Below are 22,370 nucleotides of genomic sequence, written 5' to 3' on the forward strand. Positions count from 1 at the left end.
CTGTGATGCCGATGGAGCTCACCACCGGCAAGAAGCCCTGACCGAGGATGCCTGCTACCAGTGCCGGGTTGCCCGGTTTGCACTCGCCGACCGCGCCGAGATCCGGGTCGAGCTGGGTCACCTGACACAGGCCGCCATCTGCCAGACAGAGCCCCACCGCCGGAATGCCGGTGGCGATCGCCTTGGCCATCATCTGCTTGTTGGCTGTGCCCGCCAGCGCCCCGGCAATAAAGGGGATCTGCTCGAACGGGGTCACCCGCAAGCCATTCTTCTTGGTGGAGGTGAGACCCAGCCCCTTGAGCAGGTCATCCACCAGACAGCCACCGCCGTGCACCAGCACCAGCGGACGGTGCTGATCGTCGAGAAAGGTTTTGAGGGTGGCGAACAGGGCGGTCAGCGCCTCGTCGTTCTCGATAAGGGCACCGCCCAGCTTGATTACCAGAGTCTGCTTGTTCATCGTTGCAATCCTTCCTTGAGTCCTTAAATCAGGCCGGTGGCCGGTTCAAATCCGAATTTGATATTTATGCACTGCATGGCCTGGGAGGCGGCGCCCTTGAGCAGGTTGTCGATGGCGGATACCACCACCAGCATGTTGCCCTGCTGTTGCCAGGCGATATCGCAGTAAGGGGTGTTTGCCACACCGCGAATAGAGGGCATCTGGCCGGTGAGGCGCACCAGCGGCTTGCCTTCGTAAGCCTTGAGGAAGGCCTGATCCACCTGGGTCGGCGTCACGCCGTCCGCCAGCTGCACATAGATGGTGGCCAGAATGCCGCGCACATAGTTGCCAAGGTGGGGCTGGAACAGCACCTCCTTGCCGAGGTGGTGGCTGATCTCCGGCTGGTGTCTGTGGTTGAAGGTGCCGTAAGGGTTGAGGCTCACTTCGCAGAAGCTGGTGTTGATGGCCGCTTTGCGACCGGCGCCGGAAACCCCGGAGACGGCGTTGATGATGGGCTGCCACCCCTTGGCAATCAGGCCATCCTGCTGCAGCGGCTTGAGGGCGCACAGCGATGCTGTCGGGTAGCAACCGGGTACGGCTACCAGCTGGGCGCTGGCGATGGCATCGGCATTCCACTCGGCCAGACCGTAGGCGGCCTGATCCAGCCACTGTTCGCTGTCGTGGGTGAATCCGTAGAAGCTGTCGTAAAAGCCCTGATCCTTGACCCGGAAGGCGCCGGAGAGATCGAACACCGGCAGCCCCTTGGCGAGAAACTTGGGTGCGAGCTCGGCGCTCACCTCGTGGGCGGTGGCCAGCAGCACCAGATCGGCCTGGGTCAGGATCCGGGTCATGCCGTCGTCGTCCAGCGGCAGCAGCGGCTGATCGAGGGCACCGACCCACTGGGGATGCAGGGAAGAGAAGCGCTTGTGGGCATCCTGACTGCCGGCCGAGACATAGAGGCCGAACAGTTTGAGTTGTGGATGATTCTGTACCAGTGCGGCCAGTTCGGCTCCCGCGTAGCCACTGGCACCGACGATAACGGTGTTAAGCATGTTGAATATTCCAAGTCAGAGTTCGAGATTCACAGCATGACGCTGCAGTGCACAAGGGTGTTCGATCGCCCCTTTGCACAAGTGCGGAGGGGCAATTCAGGCGGGTGTGTGTCGTCGGTTATAGATCAGGTGACAGAACATTAACTTTCCCTTACAACTAGAAGCCTTTGTTGATGAGCCAGATATTCAGGTAAAATTACAGAATATTCATGCACTCACTTTGCATTTGTATTTTCTAACAGAAACATTCCGGGGACGCAAGGAGGAGCTGATGGCCAATCTGGATTTTTTTTCACTCTACAAGAATATTATTGCGATTCCCTCTATCAGCAGCACGGATCCCAAGTGGGATCAGAGCAACGAGGCGGTGATCCGGCTGCTGGCTGACTGCTTCGGTCAACTCGGTTTTCAGTGCGAGGTGACGGCGCTTCCTGATCTGCCGGGCAAATTCAATCTGGTGGCGACGATCGGTCAGGGAGAGGGCGGTCTGCTGCTGGCGGGCCACACCGATACGGTGCCGTTCGATGAGGGGAGCTGGAGCAAGGATCCCTTCAAGGTGACCGAAGAGGGCAACCGTCTCTATGGCCTCGGCACCATCGACATGAAGGGCTTCTTCGCCTTTATCGTCGAGGCGCTCAAAGAGATTGAACTCACCAAGCTCAACAAGCCGCTGCGTATTCTCGCTACCGCCGATGAAGAGACCACCATGGCGGGGGCCCGCGCCATCGCCGCGGCGGCCGAGCTGAAACCCGACTACGCCGTGATTGGCGAGCCGACCGGACTGGTGCCGGTGGTGGCCCACAAGGGGCATATGTCGGAGGCGATCCGCATTACCGGCAAGAGCGGTCACAGCTCGGATCCCGCCAACGGCGTCAACGCCATGGAGATCATGCACAAGGCGATGGGGCAGGTGCTGCGCTTGCAGCAGGATCTGAAAGATCGTTACGCCGACCACCGCTTTGCCGTGCCGCAGCCGACCCTGAACCTGGGTTACATTCAGGGGGGCGACAGCCCGAACCGCATCTGCGGCTGCTGCGAGCTGCATATCGACCTGCGACCCACCCCGCAGGTGGGGCCAGACGAGTTGATGGGGATGCTCAAAGAGGCGCTGTCGCCCATCGAGATCCACCAGCCCGGCTGCCTGCATCTGCAACACCTGCACGAGCCGATCCCCGCCTACGCCTGCGCCGATGACTCTGTGCTGGTACGCGAAGCGGAGAAGGCGAGCGGTCGCGCCGCCGAGTCGGTCAACTACTGCACCGAGGCGCCGTTTATCCAGCAGCTTGGCTGCGAGACCATAGTGATGGGCCCCGGTCATATCACCCAGGCGCACCAGCCGGATGAGTATCTCGACCTCTCCTTCGTCAAGCCGACCACCTCGGTGTTGCAGCACCTGATCAGACGTTTTTGCCTGTAGCGGCGGCGGTGAAAGGGGCGTAAAAACTGTAAGTAAGTTACATAACAAGCCGGTTGTGGAGTGGTGATGGAAATACATGTTCTGAATCGGCCTGTTATTTGACCTTGCGCAGACAATCTGGGTAGATTGTCACCCTAAGATGACGGAGCATATGTTGTAATCGCACAACAATAAGTGAGGTCGTCTAGCACCCCGGATGGGTGTCAGGCACCAACAAGATAAGGATGTGGAATGAACGAAAAGTACGCCGCACTACGCGCCAACGTAGGTATGCTGGGTCAGCTGCTGGGTAAATCCATCAAGGATCATCAGGGTCAGGCCTTTCTCGACAAGATCGAAACCATTCGCCAATTGGCCAAGTCCTCCCGCAAGGGCAATGAATCAGACCGGGAACGTCTGCTCGATACCCTGCGCACCCTGAGCGATGATGAACTGCTGCCGGTGGCCCGCGCCTTCAGCCAGTTCCTCAATCTGGCCAACGTGGCGGAACAGTTCCACACCATCTCCCGTCGCTGCGAAGAGCAGGTCTGCACCCCGGATCCGCTGGAGCAGATGTTCGACAAGCTGAAAGCCTCCAACCTGTCGCAAGAGGCCATCATTCAGGCCGTGCGCGAGCTGGATATCGATCTGGTGCTGACCGCTCACCCCACCGAGGTGACCCGTCGCACCCTGATCCACAAGCACGTACAGCTCAACGACTGCCTCGAGGCGCTGGAGCTTTCCGACCTGCTGCCCCGCGAGCGGGACAAGATCCTCAATCGCATCGAGCAGCTCATCAATCAGGCGTGGCACACCAACGAGATCCGCGAACAGCGCCCGACTCCGGTCGACGAGGCCAAGTGGGGCTTCGCCGTGGTGGAGAACAGCCTGTGGCCCGCCATTCCCGAATTCATGCGCAATCTGGACGAGCGTCTGCAACACCATCTGGGTGTGCGGCTGCCGCTGGATGCCGCGCCGGTCAAGTTCACCTCCTGGATGGGCGGTGACCGCGACGGCAACCCCTTCGTCACCGCCAAGGTGACTGCCGAAGTGCTGGAGCTGGGCCGCTGGATGGCGGTGAGTCTGTTCTACAAAGACATCAAGGAGCTTACCTCCGAGCTCTCCATGTCCGACTGCACCGACGACGTGCGTGCTCGCGTTGGCGATCACCCCGAGCCCTACCGTGCGCTGGTGCGCGAGCTGCGTGAAGCGCTGCGCGAAACCAAGGAGCACCTCACCGCCAAGGTGCAGGGCCAGGTGAGCGAGAGCCAGGATCTGGTCAAGACCACCGCTCAGCTGCGCGAGCCGCTGGAGCTCTGCTACCACTCATTGCATGCCTGCGGCATGGGCAACATCGCCGACGGCATGCTGCTGGACGTGCTGCGCAAGGTCGCCTGTTTCGGCATCCATCTGGTCAAGCTCGATATCCGTCAGGATGGCGAGCGTCACGGGCTGGTCTTCTCCGAGCTGACCCGCTATCTGGGTCTGGGTGACTACGCCGAGTGGAGCGAAGATGACAAGCAGGCCTTCCTGCTTAACGAACTGAACTCCCGTCGCCCGCTCATTCCCCACGACTGGGAGCCGAGCGCCGAGGTGCGCGAGACACTGGATACCTGTCAGGTCATCGCCCAGTACGACCCCGATGCGTTCGGTATCTACATCATCTCCATGGCCGGTGCGCCGTCCGATGTGCTGTCGGTGCAGCTGCTGCTCAAAGAGGCTGGCTGCAAGTTCCGCATGCCGGTCGCCCCGCTGTTTGAAACCCAGGATGACCTGATGGCAGGTACCGCCGTGATGGAGCGCCTGCTCTCGGTAGACTGGTATCGCGGCTACATTCAGGGCCGTCAGTACGTGATGATTGGTTACTCCGACTCTGCCAAGGATGCGGGCATGATGGCCGCTGGCTGGGCCCAGTACGCCGCCATGGAATCCCTGGTGGGGCTGGCCGAAGCCAACAACATCCGCCTCACCCTGTTCCATGGCCGTGGCGGTACCGTCGGTCGTGGTGGTGCGCCAGCACATCAGGCCATCCTCTCCCAGCCGCCGGGATCCCTGCGCGGCGGTTTGCGTACCACCGAACAGGGGGAGATGATCCGCTTCAAGTTCGGTCTGCCGAAAGTGGCGATCAAGAGTCTGGAGCTCTACACCAGCGCCGTGCTGGAAGGGAACCTGCTGCCACCGCCCAAGCCGAAAGAGTGCTGGCGCGAGGTGATGGAACAGCTGGCCGCCGACTCCTGCGATCACTACCGCAGTATCGTGCGCGGTCATCCGGACTTCGTCCCTTATTTCCGTGCCGCCACCCCGGAGATGGAGCTCGGCAAGCTGCCACTCGGCTCCCGTCCCTCCAAGCGCAAGCCCAACGGCGGTGTCGAGAGCCTGCGCGCCATTCCGTGGATCTTCGCCTGGACTCAGAACCGGCTGATGCTGCCGGCCTGGCTCGGTGCCCACAAGGCTCTGCAACAGGCGATCGACGGTGGCAAGCTGGCGGTGCTGGAAGAGATGAGCGCCCAGTGGCCCTTCTTCCGCACTCGCCTCGAGATGCTGGAGATGGTGTTCCTCAAGGCGGACGTCTGGCTCGCTGAGTACTACGACACCCGTCTGGTACCGCAGGAGCTGTGGGGCCTTGGCAAACAGCTGCGTCAGGAGCTCGCCGAATCCATCGAGGTGGTGCTGAAGCTGAGCCCGCGCGGGGATCTGCTGGAGGATCAGCCCTGGATCAAGGAGTCCATCAAGCTGCGCAACCCCTACACAGACCCGCTCAACGTGCTGCAGGCCGAGCTGCTCAACCGCTCCCGCAACCACCCGGAGACCCTGCACCCCGAGCTGGACAAGGCGCTGATGGTCACCATCGCCGGTATTGCCGCAGGGATGCGTAATACGGGTTGATAAATATTACCAAACAGGTCTTAAATAAAAAGAGCGCATAATATGCGCTCTTTTTATGGCTAGTTTATTTTGTCAGCTTCATTTAAATAGAGAGTTTTAAATCATCCTGAAAACTAATGGCTGGATGTAGAAAATTATATAGCAACCTAGTATTGCATCATCACAACGCACCAGAGTAGAACGATAGTTAACCTTTAAAATAACTGTAAATACAATAAAGGTTAAACATATCCAGGCTGAGAAAGTACCCGAGAGATAATTAAATAGTATTGAACCGCTTGAAATTAGTAGCAGTGCAATTCGATGGGCAAGGTTGTTGCTTAAAAGAAAGGGTGCTACAACGGCCGCTATCAATGTGACGATCATCATCACTAGTGACATGAGGCACAGCCACCGCTTGCTGCCAGGCCAGCACTGCCTGAAGCCATCATGCCTGCGACACCACTTCCCATGATGGGGCTTAACCTACCGGTAACGGCACCACCAAATGCACCTGCAGCAATCTCTCTCATGCTGGCATCAGGATTGTTGGCAATGACGCCCATCGCCCCCATAACGGCCCCGCCGCCTGCCCATACCAATGCGGGTGCCGCTCTCTTGTTACGCTTGCTTTCATTTATATCTCTTATAACGATAAAGCTATCGTGCTCTATGCTGATAACTACCTTGGTTGAATTTGCGATTGTTGATATGGTATCGACATCAACAAATTCACCAGGGTATATAACAGTTGGATTTGAATTTTTGTCTTCTATTTCAATGTATCGACTCGAAAGGTTTACCACCGTGATGTTTTCTTTGTTGAAATTGATGCAATACTTTCTATCGGCATTAATAGAGTAATTTTCACCAGCGTGTAGTGTGTTGCAGTTACTCAATGGGCAAGTATTGGCATTGGCACTTGAAATACTGCACAGCAATAATGCTGTGGTTAAACAGAGCTTCATCCACTATCTCCAGAGTGGTTCATTTGGAAATTAACCATTGATTAAATGAGAATTATTGTCAATTGTTTTTTGGATGCATGCTATTGATTTAATTGTCAAATTTTCTGACAGTACCCTTGGCATTGCGGGTTGTGGGGCAGCACTTGCCTATGATGAGCTCGTTGTCGATGAAAGGGATATTGTGGGAGCTGGGCTGCACCCCATGCTCCCTGAGTTGACCTTGGGCTAGAGCGCCGGGAAGTAGCAGGCGCTCATGTCGATGGGGTGATCGGGGCAATTGGGCAGATAGAACTGCCAGCCCGCATCGGAGAAAGCGCGCAGTTCGGTTTCGACAAACTTGATGGCGAGGCTCAGGGCCTGCAGGCTGTCGATGCCGTAGATAAAGGTCTTGTCGCTCAGCCCTGCCAGCTTCACCTTGCAGCGCCAGTCACCGCTGGCGGACTTGGGATCCGGCTCGGGGGCCTTGATGGCGATCTTGAGGGTGAGCTGTTCCCCTTCGGTGCTGATAGCGTCGAAGCGGGCGGTAACGATGGCGTTTTTCATCTGGCGATTCCTTTTCCGTGGTACAGCCCCTGCGGTTGCGGGTGGCTGGCATTCCTGATGGCTGATGAGGTGAAAACTGGACTCAGGACGGCCAGCGTAAATGAACTTGTGAGTTGAAACAATGGGATATGCGTGACCGGGTGAGGGGGCTTTCGCCGCCGTGAGCGAGCGCAGTGGCGGGAGTAGCAACGCGCTGGCCACAGGTGGTGGCCGAGAGGCTGGCAGGCTGCTAGATGTAAAGGATTGTTGGCTGTGGCCGCAGATTTTTCTGTTCTGCCGATGAGGGCGAGTGAGTCCTCTTGAGGCAGAATATCTCCCCCCTGTTTGACGTTGAAGTACAGGAGTCTCCGTGGCGCTTTCGGTAACCCAGCTTTATGAAGTGATGGCCCAGCTGCCAGATCCCGTCTTTATCCTCAGTGAAGATGGCTATTACGTGGAATATATCGGCGGTATGGAGCAGCAATCCTATCACGACGGCAATCCGCTGGCGGGCAAGCAGCTGGCCGATGTGCTGCCACCCGAGATGGCCATATGGGTCAAGGCGCAGGTAGCCGAGTCGCTGGCGAGCGGTCAGGTGCGGGTGGTGGAGTATGAGCTCTCAGCAGCCGAGGTGGGGGGGATCAATGCCGCCGCCGGGCCGCAAGGGATACAGCGTTTTGAGGGCAAGATTGCGCCGCTGCCCTCCCTCTATGACGGCAAGCGGGCGGTAGCCTGGGTGACCCGCAATATCACCCGCCAGTACGAGTTGCAGCAGCGACTGCTGCGCCAGAGTGAAACCGACCAGCTGACCGGCCTCTACAACCGTCGCTACTTCTTCGAACACTGTCAGCCGCTGCGGGCAGGGGAGGTGCCCTGTGGTCTTATCATGCTCGACATCGATCACTTCAAGCAGCTCAACGATCGTTACGGCCATCAGCAGGGAGATCGGGCCTTGCAGCGCTTCAGTAGTTGTATCGATGCCCTGTTGCGGGCGGACGACCTCTTTGTACGCAGCGGTGGTGAGGAGTTTCTGATCCTGCTGCCGGGGATCGATGAAGCCGGTTTGCAGCAGATGGCGGAGCAGATCCGCGCCGCCGTCGAAGCGCTGCCTGCCGATCCGGTCGCCATCACGGTCAGTCTGGGCACAACCCTGGTGCAGCCGGAGGAGGATATCAATCAGGCGCTGGCTCGGGCCGACGAGTGGCTCTATCGGGCCAAGCGGGCAGGCCGCAACCGGGTGGCGCACTGCCCGGCAGGTTGAAAGTGCCGCTCCGGTCGCTGTTGGAAATAGCCTGCGCTTTTACCCTGAATAAATTGGCTGACATCACTATCAATTAGTAGAAAAGTTGGCCGTATTATTTAACTCATATTCCACAGCTTAAGGTGTTAATATTATCGGCCTGATCGCTGGTCTTATTTATGTTGTTGGGCAACAGCATGAGGTTTTATCGGTATGTTATCAAACAGGTTTGAATCGGGTTTTGGGTGACGAATGTGATACATCCTGTTGTCTTTTGAAACATTCCGATTCAAACAGTCATGAATTATTAACCTTGACCCGGATTGCGATTTCAACGATGGTAGCGTGGCAGCTCCGTTTCTCTCCGGTGGCCCTGTTGGCCGCTGGCGGCGTTGTTTTTTCATGTGCAGGGCGATATGCAACGACATATCTCCAGCCTGTTATTCGGGCCAATAAAAATAATGATGACAGATTAATAAGGTATATATTGCAATGAGTGTTTCTATTGCTGAAAAGAGTAACCCTGTTTCAAAATTGAAATGGGAGAAAAGCGATTCGGTATGGACCATGGGCCTATATGCCACTGCTGTCGGTGCCGGTACGTTATTTCTCCCTATTACTGTTGGCAGTAATTCCCCAGTTATTTTGCTATTTATTTTATTGCTGGCTTTTCCGCTCTCTTATTATTCCCACCGGGCATTGAGCCGCTTTGTGCTCTCCAGCTCCCATCGGGAAGGGGATATCACCCATGTGGTGGAGGAGCACTTCGGTGCCAAGGCGGGCAAACTGCTGATGCTGGTCTATCTGATGGCCTTCTACCCCATCATTCTGGTCTACAGCATCTCCATCACCAACGCGATCCAGAGCTTCGTGGTTCACCAGCTGGGGGATGCCGAGCTGCCGCGCGGCTTGCTGGTGTTGGGGGTGATGCTGGGTCTGCATCTGGTGCTGCTGGCCGGCAAACAGATCGTGGTGTCGGCCATCAGCGTGCTGGCGCTACCGATGGTCGCCTTTCTGATTGGCCTCTCCATCTATCTGCTGCCACAGTGGAGCCTCTCCTATTTCAGCGAGAGTCAGGCGGTGGACTGGCGTGATCCGGCGTTCTGGAAATCACTCTGGCTGATCGTGCCGGTGATGGTGTTTTCGTTCAGCCATGCGCCCATTATCTCCTCCTTCAGCGCGGCGCAGAAAAAGCGCTGTCAGGAGAGTGCCGACCTGCGTGCCAAGCGGATCATCAAGTACAGCAGCATGCTGATTTGTGGCAGCGTGCTCTTTTTCGTGGTGAGCTGCGTGATGAGCCTGAGTCAGGCCGAGATGGCGCTGGCCCGCACCGACAATATCTCCGTGCTGTCGGCGCTGGCGAACAAGTTCTCCAATCCGCTGATCGCCTATGTGGGGCCGCTCATCGCCATTCTGGCCATGTCCAAATCCTTCCTCGGCACCTCCATGGGGGTGAGCGAGGGGACGGTGAGCATGGTGAGCGGTGCCTGTCAGGGGCTGGGGCTCTCCCTCAAGGAGTCAACCATCGCCCGGGTGTCATCGGTGATCCTGTTTATGGTGACCGCCGTCATCACCTATCTGAACCCCAACGTGCTCGACATCATCGAGCGCGTCAGTGGCCCGCTGATCGCGGTGATCCTGTTTCTGCTGCCGGCCTGCTCCATCTATCGCTTGCCCGCACTCAAGCGTTATCGCGGGCCGAGTACCCTTTTTGTGTTGGTGATGGGGCTGCTTGCCATCTCGGCCCTTATCTACGATCTGCTTTGACCGGGCGGTATCCCGCACAAATCAAAAAGGGCGACCATCTGGTCGCCCTTTTCCTGTGCATCGGGGTTAGCCGAGCAGGCCGCTGGCGCTCTGGCCCGCCATCAGCAAGCCGATGGCCAGCACGCTGAACCAGACCAGGGTTGCGCTTACCAGCAGATAGCCGCTGGCAACGAACAGACCGTCCCGCTGCAACATGCCGGTGGCCAGCAGCAGGATGGCCCAGGCAGGCATGGCGTTGGTGAACGGGATGGCGCCCAGGGGCAGCATCAGCAGCAGGGCTGCCAGCATGATCAGCAGGCCGTTGCAGCGGTTGACCGTGTTGCTGCCGGTCAGCACCAGCAGGCGTGGGCGGATAACGCGATCGACCCGGGCCAGCAGATCCGCCCCCTTGTGCAGGGTCGGCTTGAGCTGGTCGGCGGCGAAGCGGCGCTCCATCAGCATGGCGGGCAGCCAGGGCACCCGATTGAGGGTGATGCCGATCCCGATAAAGAGGATCAACAGGCCAAACGGGGTGCTGACCCCGGGAATGGAGATCGGCAACAGAAAGGGGACGGTGAGCAGCACGCAAAACAGCAGCATCCCCTGCTCGCCCACCAGCGCGAGCATCTGGCGCAGGCTGATGTGGCTCTCGTCGATGGCGTGCGCGGTGGCCCGCAGGGTATCCGCAAGGGTAGTTTTGGGGTCGTTGAGTTGCGCGGCAACCATTCCCTGATGTCCTTTTGAGTAGTGATAACGGGCCCCGATGACCCGATTTGGCGCCAGCATACGTGGCAGAGGTTAACCGTCGATGAATGGTGGCGGGGCGCATAGCGGTGCCAGTGGGGCGGCTCGGCGGAGGTTCCGGCGAGAGGGAAATCCCGCGATGAAAGTGATCCGGTACAGCCGCCGTTTAGGATGGGCCTAGGACGCCTCTGGTATGCTTTCTGCACAATCACACAGGGAGCAGGGGATGATGATGAAGAGAGCCGGGATAGCGATGATGGGGCTGTTGCTGCCACTGGGGCAGGCCTGGAGTAGCGAGGCCTCGACCACATCCGGTTGGCAGGTGACGCCATTTTTCGGCTACAGCTCAGCCATCGACTTCGAGAAGAGTGACGATGTGGTGCAGCCGGTGCCGCTTTCTGCATCGTTTGATTCACTGCAGGGACAGGGCTCCGGCAGCTGGGGCCTCTTTATCAGCAAGGAGGTAGATGATCCTGGCATGATCGAGCTGCTCTACAGCCATCAGTCCACCACCCTCTCTCCCGACCTGCCGGATCGCCTGACGGTGGATACTTTGCACTTTGCCGGTGCGCTGACCCTCTCTGACAACCTGATGGCGCCCTACATCGGCGCCGGGATCGGGGTGACCCGATTTGCCGCCTACGACAGCGAGGTGACCCCTTCCATGTCGCTGGCGCTCGGGGTGCAACCGCGCCTCGCCGAGCATCTGGCCCTGCGGGCCGAGGTGCGCGGTTATGGCTCGCTGGTCAACGACAACAACCAGTTTCTCTGCAACCCGGAGCAGTGCGTGTTCAAGGTGCGCGGGGAGCTGGTAACCCAGTGGCAGGCCAATATCGGTCTTACCTTCCGCTTTTAGACGGGGGACTTTCCCCATGAAACAGGGGCCCTTGGGCCCCTGTTTCAGCAGCAATGTTCCGTCTTGATCGGTAATCAATCGGTAGCTCTTCACGCCTCTTTATTAGTCGGCGTCGCCCATACCGCACAGTTTCTACCCGCCTCCTTGGCGCCATAAAGCGCCTGATCCACCCGCTTGAACAGCGAGACTGCCGGCTCCCCGGGCTCGCGTACTCCCACTCCCAGACTGACCGTCATGGTATGGGCCGGGTCGGGGGCTATGGTGCGGGTCGCAGTGAGCAGGGTGTTGGCCAGTTGCTGCAAGTCGGCTTCGTGGGCGACGGGCAGCAGCAGGGCAAACTCTTCACCCCCGACACGGGCCGCCAGCGCACCGGGCGGGCAGTGCTGTTGCAACAGCTCGCCAAACTGCTGCAACACCCGATACCCGATATCGTGGCCGTAGTTGTCATTGATCACCTTGAAGTGATCGAGATCCAGCAGGATGAGAGCGTGGCAAATCCCCTGCTCCAGAAACAGCTGCTGATGAAAGTAGCGCCGGTTTGGCAGCCGGGTCAGATCGTCGAACAGCGCCTGCTGTCTGAGCTGGGTATTGATGTGGAAGAGGTGGTGTATGGTGCTCAGGATGCCGATGCTGCTGAGCAGGATGCCGCTGGATCGCAGCAGATCCTCGGCATAGATGGCGAGCCAGAGTGGCTGAGCCACCAGCTCATCCATGATGTCGGCGGTGGCCCCCATGATCCACAACATCAGACCGCAGGAGAGCATGCGGTAGGTGTGGGTGGGCAGGTGGGCACACTGCACCACCCAGAACAGGAACAGCATGGTGAGCCAGTTGATCACCTCGAAGCCAAAGCTGACGGCGTAAAAGCGCTCGTAAGGGAAGTGTGGCAGCAGCAACAGATGAAGGGACATGATGGCCAGCATCACTATCCCCAGCAGCGCGATGTGGGCGCGATGCTCCCGGTCGAGATGACGGTAGTGGGAGAGGCTGATGTCGAGACGATCGAACTGCATGGTGTTCCTCGGATTGGGACTGCCATCACCTTGCAAACAAGAGGCTGCGTAATGGCATGCCGTGGTCGGATAACAGGAAACGGCTGGTCTGTCAGTGTAAACGAGCGGGCCCGCAGCGCGCGATATCGATGACGTCAGCTTGTGGGCTGGCTCAGGGTTTGCGCACTTCTGGTGCGCGACGTATCGCCTGCCCTGTGACAGGGCGCCCCTGGGCAGGTTAGCGCAGCTCATGCGCCAAATTGGTGCATTGATGATGCGCGTTCTTACTAATGCAATGATTTAAAAGGATTTATATTTGTGGCCCGCTTTATGCTTTTTACATGTCAGACGGTCTCTTGCGGTCATCGGCGGCAGACGCAGTGATGAGGAAGTGGCAAGAGGCATCCCCGTGCCGGGCGCGGGTGTGATTCTGGCGGGTTGCAGCAACACCTTGCGGTTCGCCACAGATTCAATCAGGGAAACGGAGCCGGTCTTGTACCGGTACGACAGGGAAGGAGAGTGCTCTATGGTCAAAAAATGGATGATGGCGGGTCTGACGATGTTGCCTGCCTTGCTGGTTACCCCAAGTTGGGCCGAAGAGGTCGCTCAGGTACAGGCGGCGGTGGCACCGGTTGCCGCCATGACAATCAACAAGGGTGACAACACCTGGATGCTGCTCTCGGCGGCGCTGGTGATCCTGATGTCGATCCCCGGTCTCGCCCTCTTCTACGGTGGTCTGGTGCGGGCCAAAAACATGCTGAGCGTGCTGATGCAGGTCTTTACCCTGTTCTGCCTCATCTGCGTGCTCTGGGTGATCTACGGCTATTCGCTGGCCTTTACCGAAGGGGGCAATTTCTACGGCTCCTTCAGCAAGGTGCTGCTCAAGGGGGTGACCCCTGACTCCATCGCCGCCACCTTCAGCAAGGGTGTCGGGATCAGCGAGCTGATCTATGTGGTGTTCCAGGGGGCCTTTGCCGCCATCACCTGCGGCCTTATCGTGGGGGCGTTCGCTGAGCGCATCAAGTTCGCTGCCGTGCTGCTCTTCTCGGTGATCTGGTTCACCTTCGCCTACATCCCGCTGGCTCATATGGTGTGGTACTGGGCGGGTCCGGATGCCTATACCAGCGCCGAGGCTGCGGCCACAGCGACCGCCACTGCCGGTTATCTGTTCCAGCATGGTGCGCTGGATTTTGCAGGCGGCACAGTGGTGCACATCAACGCCGCCGTGGCGGGTCTGGTGGGTGCCTATCTGGTGGGCAAGCGTCTGGGCTACGGTCGTGATCCCATGACCCCCCACAGCCTGACCATGACCATGATCGGCGCCTCCCTGCTCTGGTTCGGCTGGTTCGGTTTCAACGCCGGCTCCGCGCTGGAAGCCAACGGTATCGCCGCACTCGCCTTTATCAACACCTGGGTGGCGCCGGCTGCGGCAGCTCTGTCATGGACGCTGGCCGAGTGGGTGATGAAGGGACGTCCCTCCCTGCTGGGTGCGGCATCCGGAGCTGTGTCCGGTCTGGTGGTGATCACTCCGGCAGCCGGTTTCGTCGGTGTGGGCGGTGGTCTGGCGATGGGCCTTATCAGTGGCGTGGCGGGTCTGTGGGGTGTCCACGGTCTCAAGCGCCTGCTGGGTGCCGATGACAGTCTGGACGTGTTTGGCGTACACGGGGTGTGCGGCATTCTCGGCGCCCTGCTGACCGGCGTCTTTGCCAGCCCGGATCTGGGCGGCACCGGGGTGTGGGACTATGTCACCAATCAGGTTGCCGAGGGCTACTCCATCCTGACTCAGGTGAAGATCCAGGCTATCGGGGTCGGTGTCACCCTGCTCTGGTCCGGTGCCGTGGCAGCGATTGCCTTCAAGCTGGTTGACCTGGTGGTGGGTCTGCGGGTGAACGGCGATGCCGAGCGGGAAGGGCTGGATGTCACCTCCCACGGCGAGAAGGCTTACAGCATGTAATCCCGAATGCCAGACAACAAAAAAACCGCCGGAACCGGCGGTTTTTTTATGACTCTAAAGCTGCACAGCCTGAGTTCACACTCTTAGTTCACGACGGCCACGTTGATGCTGCCATTGCCCTGGGTCATGCGCACGCGAGCACCCGGGGTGAAGGTGGGGCTGGCTTTCTGCACGACCACGATGGCTTCGCCGTTCTCTTTCTTGATCTCCAGCTCGACGCCGTCGACCTGATTCATCTTGTTGCCGATGGCGTTACCTGCCGCTGCACCGGCGATGGCGCCGCCTGCGGCTGCGATGTCACGTCCGGTGCCGCCACCGACTGTGCTGCCCAGCAGGCCACCGACTACGGCGCCGCCAATGGTGCCAATCAGGGAGTTCTCATCGGCCTGGATCTTCACCGGGCGGGTGGAGATGATGGTGCCGTAGCTGACTGTCTGCACCTGTTTGGCGCGGTCTTTGGTGTAAACATCGCCAGAGTAAACGTCACTGTTGGCGCATCCAGTGATGGTGGTCGCTGCCAGCAGGGCAATAAGGGTCATACGCTTCAACATGGTGGGCCTCCTGGGCTGCACGTAATTTGAACAATCCGGTTGATGAGTGAACTTTACTCCAACCCCGTCACACATGAAATCGGCAAAATGTAACCAATTATGCGTTCTGTAACCGGTTTTGTCCTTGAATCGCAGCTGTACCGGAGAGGGTTTTAACCAGCAGCAGACGGTCTTCTCCGGGGCCGAAATAGTCGGCGACCTCCGCCTGCAATGTGTAACCGAGCCGGTAGTAGAGGCGCTGGGCCGGATTGGCCGGATCGACCGTGAGCCGCAGTTCGCTGATCTGCAGCGCCTGCTGGTTGGCCTCCATCTGGCGCATCATTCGCTCGGCCAGACCAAAACCGCGCGCCTCGGGCAGCACCGCCAGCGAGAGCACCCAGCCTTGCGACCGCTCCTGACCGAATCCCCCCAGCACATAACCCACCAGCTGCCCCTCGTATTCGGCCACCAGCAACAACTCGGGCCACAAATCCATCGCCTGACGGAAGAAGAAGGCGGGATAGACATCTTCGCCAAACACCTTGGCATCGATCTGCCAGATGGCGTGCATGTCATTGTGGGTGGCGGGGCGTAGCAGGGGCGGGTTGTGGTGCATCAGGACTCCATCGGCAGCAAACGGATCGGCAACGCCGCTGACCTTGGGGTCAACGGCAGAAAAGGAGTCATAGGGTAGTGGTCATCCCCTGCCGGATGCAAGGGATTGGCGGTTATGGCGGCAGGGGGCGGCTCTGGGGCAGTTTGGGCGCTTTGCGCAAGCCGTCGAGCAGGTGGCGGAGGGTGAGCCAGGGGTGGCGCAGCAACATGCGCGGGCCGCTCCACTTCATCACCTGCTGGATTTGTTTGCGCATCGCCGGTGCGTAACAGTGGATATTGCAGTTGGCGCAGGTGGGTTTGTGGCCGTGGCCATAACGGCAGCGACGTAGGCGCTGATGGGCGAAATCCCGCAACTGGCGACAGTGGCGGCAATGGGGATCCTGATGATGGTGCTGGCAGTAGAGGCGGATCATGGCGCTGACCGTCTGCTGCTCGCGCATGAGTCTGGGATGGTCACTCGCCTTTTTGCTGGCTGCGGCGTGTGAGCTCCGGGCTGGGCTGGCATGATGACTTTTCATGGCCGCCATTCTCCTGACCTGCTCGCTTTGGGTGTTGATACAGGTCAAAAGGGGGGATAAAAAACAGGGCCCGCAGGCCCTGTGTTATCAGATGAGGCTGGTTGCCTGCTCCAGCCAGGCGAGATCTTCGCCCTCGAGCAACGGGCTCAGGCGGCGGAACACCTCGACATGGTATTCGTTGATCCAGCGGAATTCGGCCGGGCTCAGCAGACTGCGGTCGATCAGGCGGGTATCGAACGGTACATAGGTCAGACGCTCGAAGCCCAGCATCGGCAGCTCGCCAACCTGTTCCAGCTCGGTCACGACTACCAGGTTCTCGCAGCGGATGCCGAAGCCATCTTCGCGGTAGTAGCCCGGCTCGTTGGAGAGCACCATGCCCGGTTGCAGGGCAACAATGCTCCCTTTCGGCGCGATGCGCTGGGGCCCTTCGTGGACACTCAGGAAGTGGCCGACGCCGTGACCGGTGCCGTGGTCGTAGTTGTAACCGGCTTGCCACAGCGGCATGCGGGCCAGCACGTCGAGCTGGATACCGGCGGTGCCGCGGGGGAAGCGGGCCTGATCCAGCGCGATATGGCCCTGCAGTACCCGGGTAAACATCGCCTTCTGCTCGTCGCTCACCTCACCAACCTTGATGGTGCGGGTGATGTCGGTGGTGCCATCCATATACTGGGCGCCGGAATCCAGCAGATAGAGGCTGTCCTGGCCAAACGCGCGTGGGGTGCCGTTGGTATGGTGGTAGTGGCACATGGCGGCGTTGGGGCCGAGCGCGGAGATGGTATCGAAGCTCGGCTCGACGTAGTGCTCCTGCTCGCGGCGGAACGCTTCCACCTGATCGGCCAGAGTGCCTTCATCCACCCCCTCGAACTCGCCGGAGGCGACCAGCCGATCCAGCCAGGCGAGGAAGCGGGTCATGGCCACGCCATCACGCAGGTGAGCGGCACGCATGCCGGTCAGTTCGATTTCGTTCTTGCATGCTTTCGGCAGCATGGTGGGGTCTTGCCCTGCCACCAGAATGGCGCCCGCCTCTTCCATGACGAGCTGGGTCCAGGCGTTGGCGCTGTCCGGATCGGCCAGCACCTTCTGCTGATCTTCACCGATGCGCTGCAACACGTCGCCCAGCTTGTCGATGGGGTAGACGGAGACATCCTGGCCAACGTGTTGGGTGAAAGCAAAGCAGTCAATTTTGTCGGTATCGACGAAGAAATCCATGCTGGTATTGGCGTAGAGCACCGCAAAGCCCAGCACCACCGGCAGCCGGTCGATGTCGCGGCCACGCAGGTTGAGCAACCAGTTGATGGGCTCGGCCTGGGTCAGCAGCACGGCATCCAGCCCGCGCTTGCGCAGGTCTGCTGCCAGCTGTTCACGTTTGGACTGGCTGGACTGGCCCGCCAGCTCCTCGCTGTAGAGGATGACCGGGCTCTTGGTCGGCTCCGGGCGCTCGCTCCAGTTTAGGTCGATAGGGTTCTGCTCGACGCGGATCAGCTCGATACCGCGATCGGCCAGCACGGCCTTGGCGTTCTTGTACCAAGTCAGGCTGTGCAGGCGGGCATCGAAGCCAACCCGGGAGCCGGAGGGCAGCTGCTCGGCCAGCCACTGTACATGGGGATCTTCAATGAGGTGGAGACATTCGAACAGCTCGGACGGCGCCTGCATGCGGGCCTGCACCGTGTAGCGACCATCGACGAAGAGGGCGGCACGCTGGGCCATGATGATGGCAACGCCGGCGGAGCCATTGAACCCTGTGATCCAGTCCAGCCGCTCGGCGTAGGCGGGGATGTACTCGCCGAGGTGCTCATCATCGTGGGGGACGATAAATGCGTCCAACTCCTGCATGGCCAGCTCGGCCCTGACTTGGGCGACGCGGGTTTCAATTATCTCGAAATTATTCATGTCGTTAGTGCCAGATGGTTGCTATATGAGTGTTCAGTTTTTATGGCCGCTGGCCAGGATCCGCTTGATCGACTGACCCGCTGCTTCGATATGCTGCCTGAGCAGCACCACCGCCTCGTGCTTGCGCCGGGCGCGGCACAGTTCCAGCAATTGGGCGTGTTCACGCTCCGCCTTGTCCACCCCGTCGCTGGCAAAGAGCAGCTCGAAGCGGACATAGCGGTCACAGCTCAGATTGATCTGGGCGATCAGTTCAAGTGCCTGGGGGCGACCGGCTGCCTGATAGAGGGTGGCGTGAAAGCTGTGGTTCAACTCGGCCCAATGTTCGATCTGGGTGCCTGACTCCAGGGCGTGATCAAACTGGGCGAGGATCGCCTCCGCTTGCGCGAAGGTGGCTTCCGTCATCTTGTCGACGGCGTGAAACAGGGTATCGGCTTCCAGCAGCGCTCGCAAATAAAAGAGCTCTTCAATGGCCGAGGCGTCCAGCATGGTGACCACGGCGCCGCGATGGGCTTCGAACTTCACCAGCCCCTGCGCTTCCAGTTGCATCAGGGCTTCGCGCACCGGGATGCGGCTCACGGCCAGCTCTTTGGCGATGGCATCCTGACGCAAGGGGGCGCCAGCGGGGAACTCCCCACGGAGGATCCGGCCACGGAGGTTTTCCATCACCATCTGGGTTCGGGTCTTGTAGGGTGGGGTCATGGTCGGGTCACGATTGCGCGTTACAGAATTGTATATTGTATAAAGTTTGGCTGAATCTAACCTGTCACAATGGGCAAAGGCAAGGTTTTGGCCCCTTTAACGGGGGTGATGGCGGCGTTCGGGGCTCCACAAAAACAAAAATGCCGGTCAGCGTGGCTGACCGGCATGATGTCACTGATACGAAGCGAGCCTGTTACAGCTGCGGGCCTGCCGCAACCAGACGTTTGCCTTCGTCGTTATCGGTGAAGCGCTCGAAGTTCTTGATGAAGCGGCCTGCCAGATCGACGGCCTTGGCATCCCACTCGGCCTTGTCGGCGTAAGTGTCGCGCGGGTCGAGGATCGCCGGGTTCACATCGTGCAGCGCGGTCGGGATCTCCAGATTGAAGATCGGCAGCACCTTGGTCTCGGCCTTCTCGATGGAGCCATCCAGGATGGCGTCGATGATAGCGCGGGTATCCTTGATGGAGATGCGCTTGCCGGTGCCGTTCCAGCCGGTGTTGACCAGATAGGCTTCTGCACCTGCCGCTTCCATCCGTTTCACCAGCTCCTGACCGTACTTGGTCGGGTGCAGGGAGAGGAAGGCTGCGCCGAAGCAGGAGGAGAAGGTCGGAGTCGGCTCTGTGATGCCGCGCTCGGTACCGGCCAGTTTGGCGGTGAAGCCAGACAGGAAGTGGTACTTGGTCTGCTCCTTGGTCAGTTTGGAGACCGGAGGCAGCACGCCGAAGGCGTCGGCAGTCAGGAAGATCACCTTGGTGGCGTGACCTGCCTTGGAGACCGGCTTGACGATGTTGTCGATGTGATAGATGGGGTAGGAGACGCGGGTGTTCTCGGTCTTGGAGCCATCATCGAAGTCGATGGTGCCATCGGCAGCAACGGTCACGTTCTCCAGCAGCGCATCGCGACGGATGGCGTGGTAGATGTCCGGCTCCGCCTCTTCGGAGAGCTTGATGGTCTTGGCGTAGCAGCCCCCTTCGAAGTTAAACACGCCGTGATCATCCCAGCCGTGCTCGTCATCGCCGATCAGCTGGCGCTTCGGATCGGTGGATAGGGTGGTCTTGCCGGTGCCGGAGAGGCCGAAGAAGATGGCAACGTCGCCGTCCTGACCCACGTTGGCGGAACAGTGCATGGAGGCAATGCCGCGCAGGGGCAGGAAGTAGTTCATCATGGAGAACATGCCCTTCTTCATCTCGCCACCGTACCAGGTGCCACCGATGAGCTGCATCTTCTCGGTCATGTTGAAGGCAACAAAGTTCTCGGAGTTGAGACCCTGCTCCTTCCAGTTCGGGTTGGTGCACTTGGCACCGTTCATCACCACGAAGTCAGGCTTGAAGGTTTTCAGCTCTTCATCACTCGGGCGGATGAACATGTTTTTCACGAAGTGTGCCTGCCAGGCCACCTCGGTGATGATGCGCACGGCCAGGCGGGTATCCGGGTTGGCACCGCAGAAACCGTCGACCACAAACAGGCGCTTGCCGGAGAGCTGTTTGGTGACCAGCCCTTTCAGATGTGACCACACTTCCGGGGTAATGGCTTTGTTATCGTTTTTACCCTGGTCAGACCACCACACAGTATCCTGGGTAGTGGCATCTTTGACGATATATTTATCTTTCGGGGAGCGACCGGTGAAGATACCGGTGTTTACGTTGACGGCGCCCAGCTCGGTCACCACACCGCGCTCGAACCCTTCCAGGTCAGGGCGTGTCTCTTCCGCGAAAAGCTGCTCGTAAGAGGGGTTGCGAACGATTTCTTGGCTGTTTTTGATGCCGTACTGGTCCAGTCCTAATTGTTGGGCCAGGGTGGGTTCTGCCACGATTGTCATTGTATTCTCCTGGGTTCAGAGGTTGGTAGGGTTCTATCTGACGGTCATACTATCACTTAGGTGGTAGAGTTTAGCGATCGCCATCAAACTTTATAAAATAGGGTATTTTTTTGTTATTAAAGTTAAAGGCGGGTTTTGCCCGCCTTTAATTAGTGTAACTGGTTTGCATCATTGCCGGGAGCCCTGCTGAACAGGGTTTCGACATCGATCCCATTAAATTGGTACTGGGCGCCGCAATAATCACAGTGCATGTCGATCTTGCCGAGCTCCTGCACCATCTCCATGACCTCTTCCTTTTCTATCTGCAGCAGAGCCCCTTCACAGCGCTCGCGGGAGCAAGTGCAGCGGAACTCGACCGCCTGCGGATCGAACACTCGCACCTTGTCCTGATGGTAGAGACGGTAGAGGATCTCTTCTGCCTGCAGGCCGAACAGCTCTTCATCCTTGATGGTGCAGGTGAGCTGGGTCAGGTGATCGAAATCGTTGCTGTGATCCTCGCTCTGGGCGGGCAGCTCCTGCAGCATGATGCCGGCAGCGCGCGGCGTACCTTCGTGATAGCCGGTGCGGATCCACAGTTTGGTGGCCAGCTGTTCGGAGCGGGCGAAGTAGTGCTCCAGGCAGCCTGCCAGGGTATCGGCGTCCAGCGCGATGATGCCCTGATAGCGCTCGCCCTGCTCCGGGGTGATGGTGATGATCAGCTGGCCGTTGCCAATCAGGCTCTGCAGCTTGCCATCGCTCGGCAGTTCGCCTTCATAGCGGGCCACGCCGCGCAGCTGCTGGTTGTTGTCACCGTTGATCACGGCCAGACGCACCGGGCCATCGCCCTGCAGTTGCACTGTGATGGAGCCTTCAAACTTGAGGGTGGCGGTCAGCAGGCTGGTGGCGACCAGCAGCTCGCCCAGCAGTTTTTGCACCTGCACCGGGTAGTTCTGGGCTTCCACTACGTGGCGGTAGGTGTGATCCAGCTGGACCAGCTCGCCACGCACTTCGTACTCTTCAAACAGATAGCGATACAGCAGATCTTGGTTGCTCATCATGTATTCCTGGCTTTTCGGTGAGGTAAATCGGGCGGGCTGGGGTTGATGCCAGCCCGGTATCAAATCGGGGTCGGTCAGTACTGTTTGACCTTGAGCAACTGGCGTCGCTCCTGCTTGTCGGGGCGGCGCTCGGGGCTGGGGGCAAACTGGCTGTTGAAGCGGCGCGCCTCGCTGTTCTCGGCCCGTTTTTTCAGGCTCTCGGCGGTCTCTTCATAGAGCTGCTGGGCCAGCGGGGCCGATTTGCGCTGCTCGCTCAAGGCCAGCACCCGCACTTCGCGTTCGTCCTGCCCCTGCCAGAAGCGGATCAATGCACCCACTTCCACCTGTTTGCCCGGTTTGCTGCGCTGACCATTGTAGTGCACCTTGCCCCCGTCTATCTGATCCCGCGCAATGGAGCGGGTCTTGTAGAAACGGGCCGCCCACAACCACTTGTCGAGACGAACCTCGAGGGCACTTTCTGCATGATTGGGCATGAACAGGCTCCATAACGG

At 59.2% G+C, this 22,370-nt stretch carries 20 protein-coding genes; 6 read left to right on the forward strand and 14 right to left on the reverse strand.

The window, feature by feature from the left end; translation table 11 throughout:
• Together ACTG1K_RS23965 and argC are read right to left on the reverse strand one after the other, a co-directional pair.
• A partial coding sequence (locus ACTG1K_RS23965; protein ID WP_440006908.1) for an amino acid kinase family protein occupies positions 1–457 on the reverse strand: 457 nt, incomplete at its 3' end.
• A gap of 23 nt (positions 458–480) precedes the next feature.
• Positions 481–1,488, reverse strand: a complete 1,008-nt coding sequence (gene argC / locus ACTG1K_RS23970) for an N-acetyl-gamma-glutamyl-phosphate reductase (protein WP_440004687.1) — start codon at positions 1,486–1,488, stop codon at positions 481–483.
• Positions 1,489–1,759: 271 nt separating this feature from the next.
• Here argC and argE point away from each other — a divergent pair, with 271 nt between their 5' ends.
• Complete coding sequence (gene argE, locus ACTG1K_RS23975) at positions 1,760–2,905, forward strand: acetylornithine deacetylase (protein WP_440004686.1); 1,146 nt, start codon at positions 1,760–1,762, stop codon at positions 2,903–2,905.
• Positions 2,906–3,136: 231 nt separating this feature from the next.
• On the forward strand, positions 3,137–5,770 hold the full coding sequence (ppc, locus tag ACTG1K_RS23980; protein WP_440004685.1) for a phosphoenolpyruvate carboxylase: 2,634 nt from the start codon (positions 3,137–3,139) through the stop codon (positions 5,768–5,770).
• 371 nt (positions 5,771–6,141) lie between these two features.
• On the opposite strand, the gene ACTG1K_RS23985 is transcribed toward ppc, so the two are convergent.
• Together ACTG1K_RS23985 and ACTG1K_RS23990 are read right to left on the reverse strand one after the other, a co-directional pair.
• On the reverse strand, positions 6,142–6,717 hold the full coding sequence (locus ACTG1K_RS23985; RefSeq protein ID WP_236288798.1) for a hypothetical protein: 576 nt from the start codon (positions 6,715–6,717) through the stop codon (positions 6,142–6,144).
• Positions 6,718–6,942: 225 nt separating this feature from the next.
• On the reverse strand, positions 6,943–7,260 hold the full coding sequence (locus tag ACTG1K_RS23990) for a DUF6968 family protein (protein ID WP_005355042.1): 318 nt from the start codon (positions 7,258–7,260) through the stop codon (positions 6,943–6,945).
• 349 nt (positions 7,261–7,609) lie between these two features.
• Between ACTG1K_RS23990 and ACTG1K_RS23995 the strand changes: the two genes are divergently transcribed.
• Entirely contained in the window at positions 7,610–8,500 is an 891-nt protein-coding gene (locus ACTG1K_RS23995; protein WP_425854669.1) for a diguanylate cyclase, read from the forward strand.
• A gap of 471 nt (positions 8,501–8,971) precedes the next feature.
• Positions 8,972–10,246, forward strand: a complete 1,275-nt coding sequence (locus tag ACTG1K_RS24000) for an amino acid permease (protein WP_101530032.1) — start codon at positions 8,972–8,974, stop codon at positions 10,244–10,246.
• A 66-nt stretch (positions 10,247–10,312) separates the two neighbouring features.
• Here ACTG1K_RS24000 and ACTG1K_RS24005 read toward each other — a convergent pair whose 3' ends face one another.
• Positions 10,313–10,951, reverse strand: coding sequence for an exopolysaccharide biosynthesis protein (locus tag ACTG1K_RS24005; RefSeq protein WP_425854673.1), 639 nt, complete (start codon positions 10,949–10,951; stop codon positions 10,313–10,315).
• Between the two features lie 250 nt (positions 10,952–11,201).
• Here ACTG1K_RS24005 and ACTG1K_RS24010 point away from each other — a divergent pair, with 250 nt between their 5' ends.
• On the forward strand, positions 11,202–11,825 hold the full coding sequence (locus ACTG1K_RS24010) for an outer membrane beta-barrel protein (protein WP_425854719.1): 624 nt from the start codon (positions 11,202–11,204) through the stop codon (positions 11,823–11,825).
• Positions 11,826–11,914: 89 nt separating this feature from the next.
• Here ACTG1K_RS24010 and ACTG1K_RS24015 read toward each other — a convergent pair whose 3' ends face one another.
• Positions 11,915–12,838, reverse strand: coding sequence for a GGDEF domain-containing protein (locus ACTG1K_RS24015; RefSeq protein WP_440004684.1), 924 nt, complete (start codon positions 12,836–12,838; stop codon positions 11,915–11,917).
• Positions 12,839–13,343: 505 nt separating this feature from the next.
• Between ACTG1K_RS24015 and amt the strand changes: the two genes are divergently transcribed.
• Complete coding sequence (amt, locus tag ACTG1K_RS24020) at positions 13,344–14,771, forward strand: ammonium transporter (RefSeq protein WP_440004683.1); 1,428 nt, start codon at positions 13,344–13,346, stop codon at positions 14,769–14,771.
• A gap of 83 nt (positions 14,772–14,854) precedes the next feature.
• Here the strand turns inward: amt and ACTG1K_RS24025 are convergent, their stop codons facing one another.
• The 8 genes from ACTG1K_RS24025 to hslR form a co-directional block, all read right to left on the reverse strand.
• Positions 14,855–15,322 (reverse strand): glycine zipper 2TM domain-containing protein, encoded by a 468-nt coding sequence (locus ACTG1K_RS24025; RefSeq protein ID WP_005340126.1) that lies wholly within the window; start codon positions 15,320–15,322, stop codon positions 14,855–14,857.
• A gap of 97 nt (positions 15,323–15,419) precedes the next feature.
• Entirely contained in the window at positions 15,420–15,917 is a 498-nt protein-coding gene (locus ACTG1K_RS24030; RefSeq protein WP_005356536.1) for a GNAT family N-acetyltransferase, read from the reverse strand.
• A gap of 112 nt (positions 15,918–16,029) precedes the next feature.
• Positions 16,030–16,434 (reverse strand): nitrous oxide-stimulated promoter family protein, encoded by a 405-nt coding sequence (locus ACTG1K_RS24035; RefSeq protein ID WP_440004682.1) that lies wholly within the window; start codon positions 16,432–16,434, stop codon positions 16,030–16,032.
• An 87-nt stretch (positions 16,435–16,521) separates the two neighbouring features.
• Positions 16,522–18,324, reverse strand: coding sequence for an aminopeptidase P family protein (locus ACTG1K_RS24040; protein ID WP_440004681.1), 1,803 nt, complete (start codon positions 18,322–18,324; stop codon positions 16,522–16,524).
• 33 nt (positions 18,325–18,357) lie between these two features.
• Positions 18,358–19,023: a GntR family transcriptional regulator gene (locus ACTG1K_RS24045; RefSeq protein ID WP_005340138.1), complete on the reverse strand. Its 666-nt coding sequence runs from the start codon at positions 19,021–19,023 to the stop codon at positions 18,358–18,360.
• A gap of 193 nt (positions 19,024–19,216) precedes the next feature.
• Positions 19,217–20,842 (reverse strand): phosphoenolpyruvate carboxykinase (ATP), encoded by a 1,626-nt coding sequence (gene pckA, locus ACTG1K_RS24050; protein WP_005340139.1) that lies wholly within the window; start codon positions 20,840–20,842, stop codon positions 19,217–19,219.
• 149 nt (positions 20,843–20,991) lie between these two features.
• Positions 20,992–21,876 carry an Hsp33 family molecular chaperone HslO gene (hslO, locus tag ACTG1K_RS24055; protein WP_335848673.1) on the reverse strand — a complete coding sequence of 295 codons (885 nt, stop codon included), beginning with the start codon at positions 21,874–21,876 and terminating at the stop codon, positions 20,992–20,994.
• Positions 21,877–21,953: 77 nt separating this feature from the next.
• Positions 21,954–22,352, reverse strand: a complete 399-nt coding sequence (gene hslR / locus ACTG1K_RS24060; protein WP_005340141.1) for a ribosome-associated heat shock protein Hsp15 — start codon at positions 22,350–22,352, stop codon at positions 21,954–21,956.
• Positions 22,353–22,370: the final 18 nt, after the last annotated feature.

This window comes from Aeromonas sp. 102P (assembly GCF_051920345.1).
GTDB lineage: Bacteria > Pseudomonadota > Gammaproteobacteria > Enterobacterales > Aeromonadaceae > Aeromonas > Aeromonas veronii.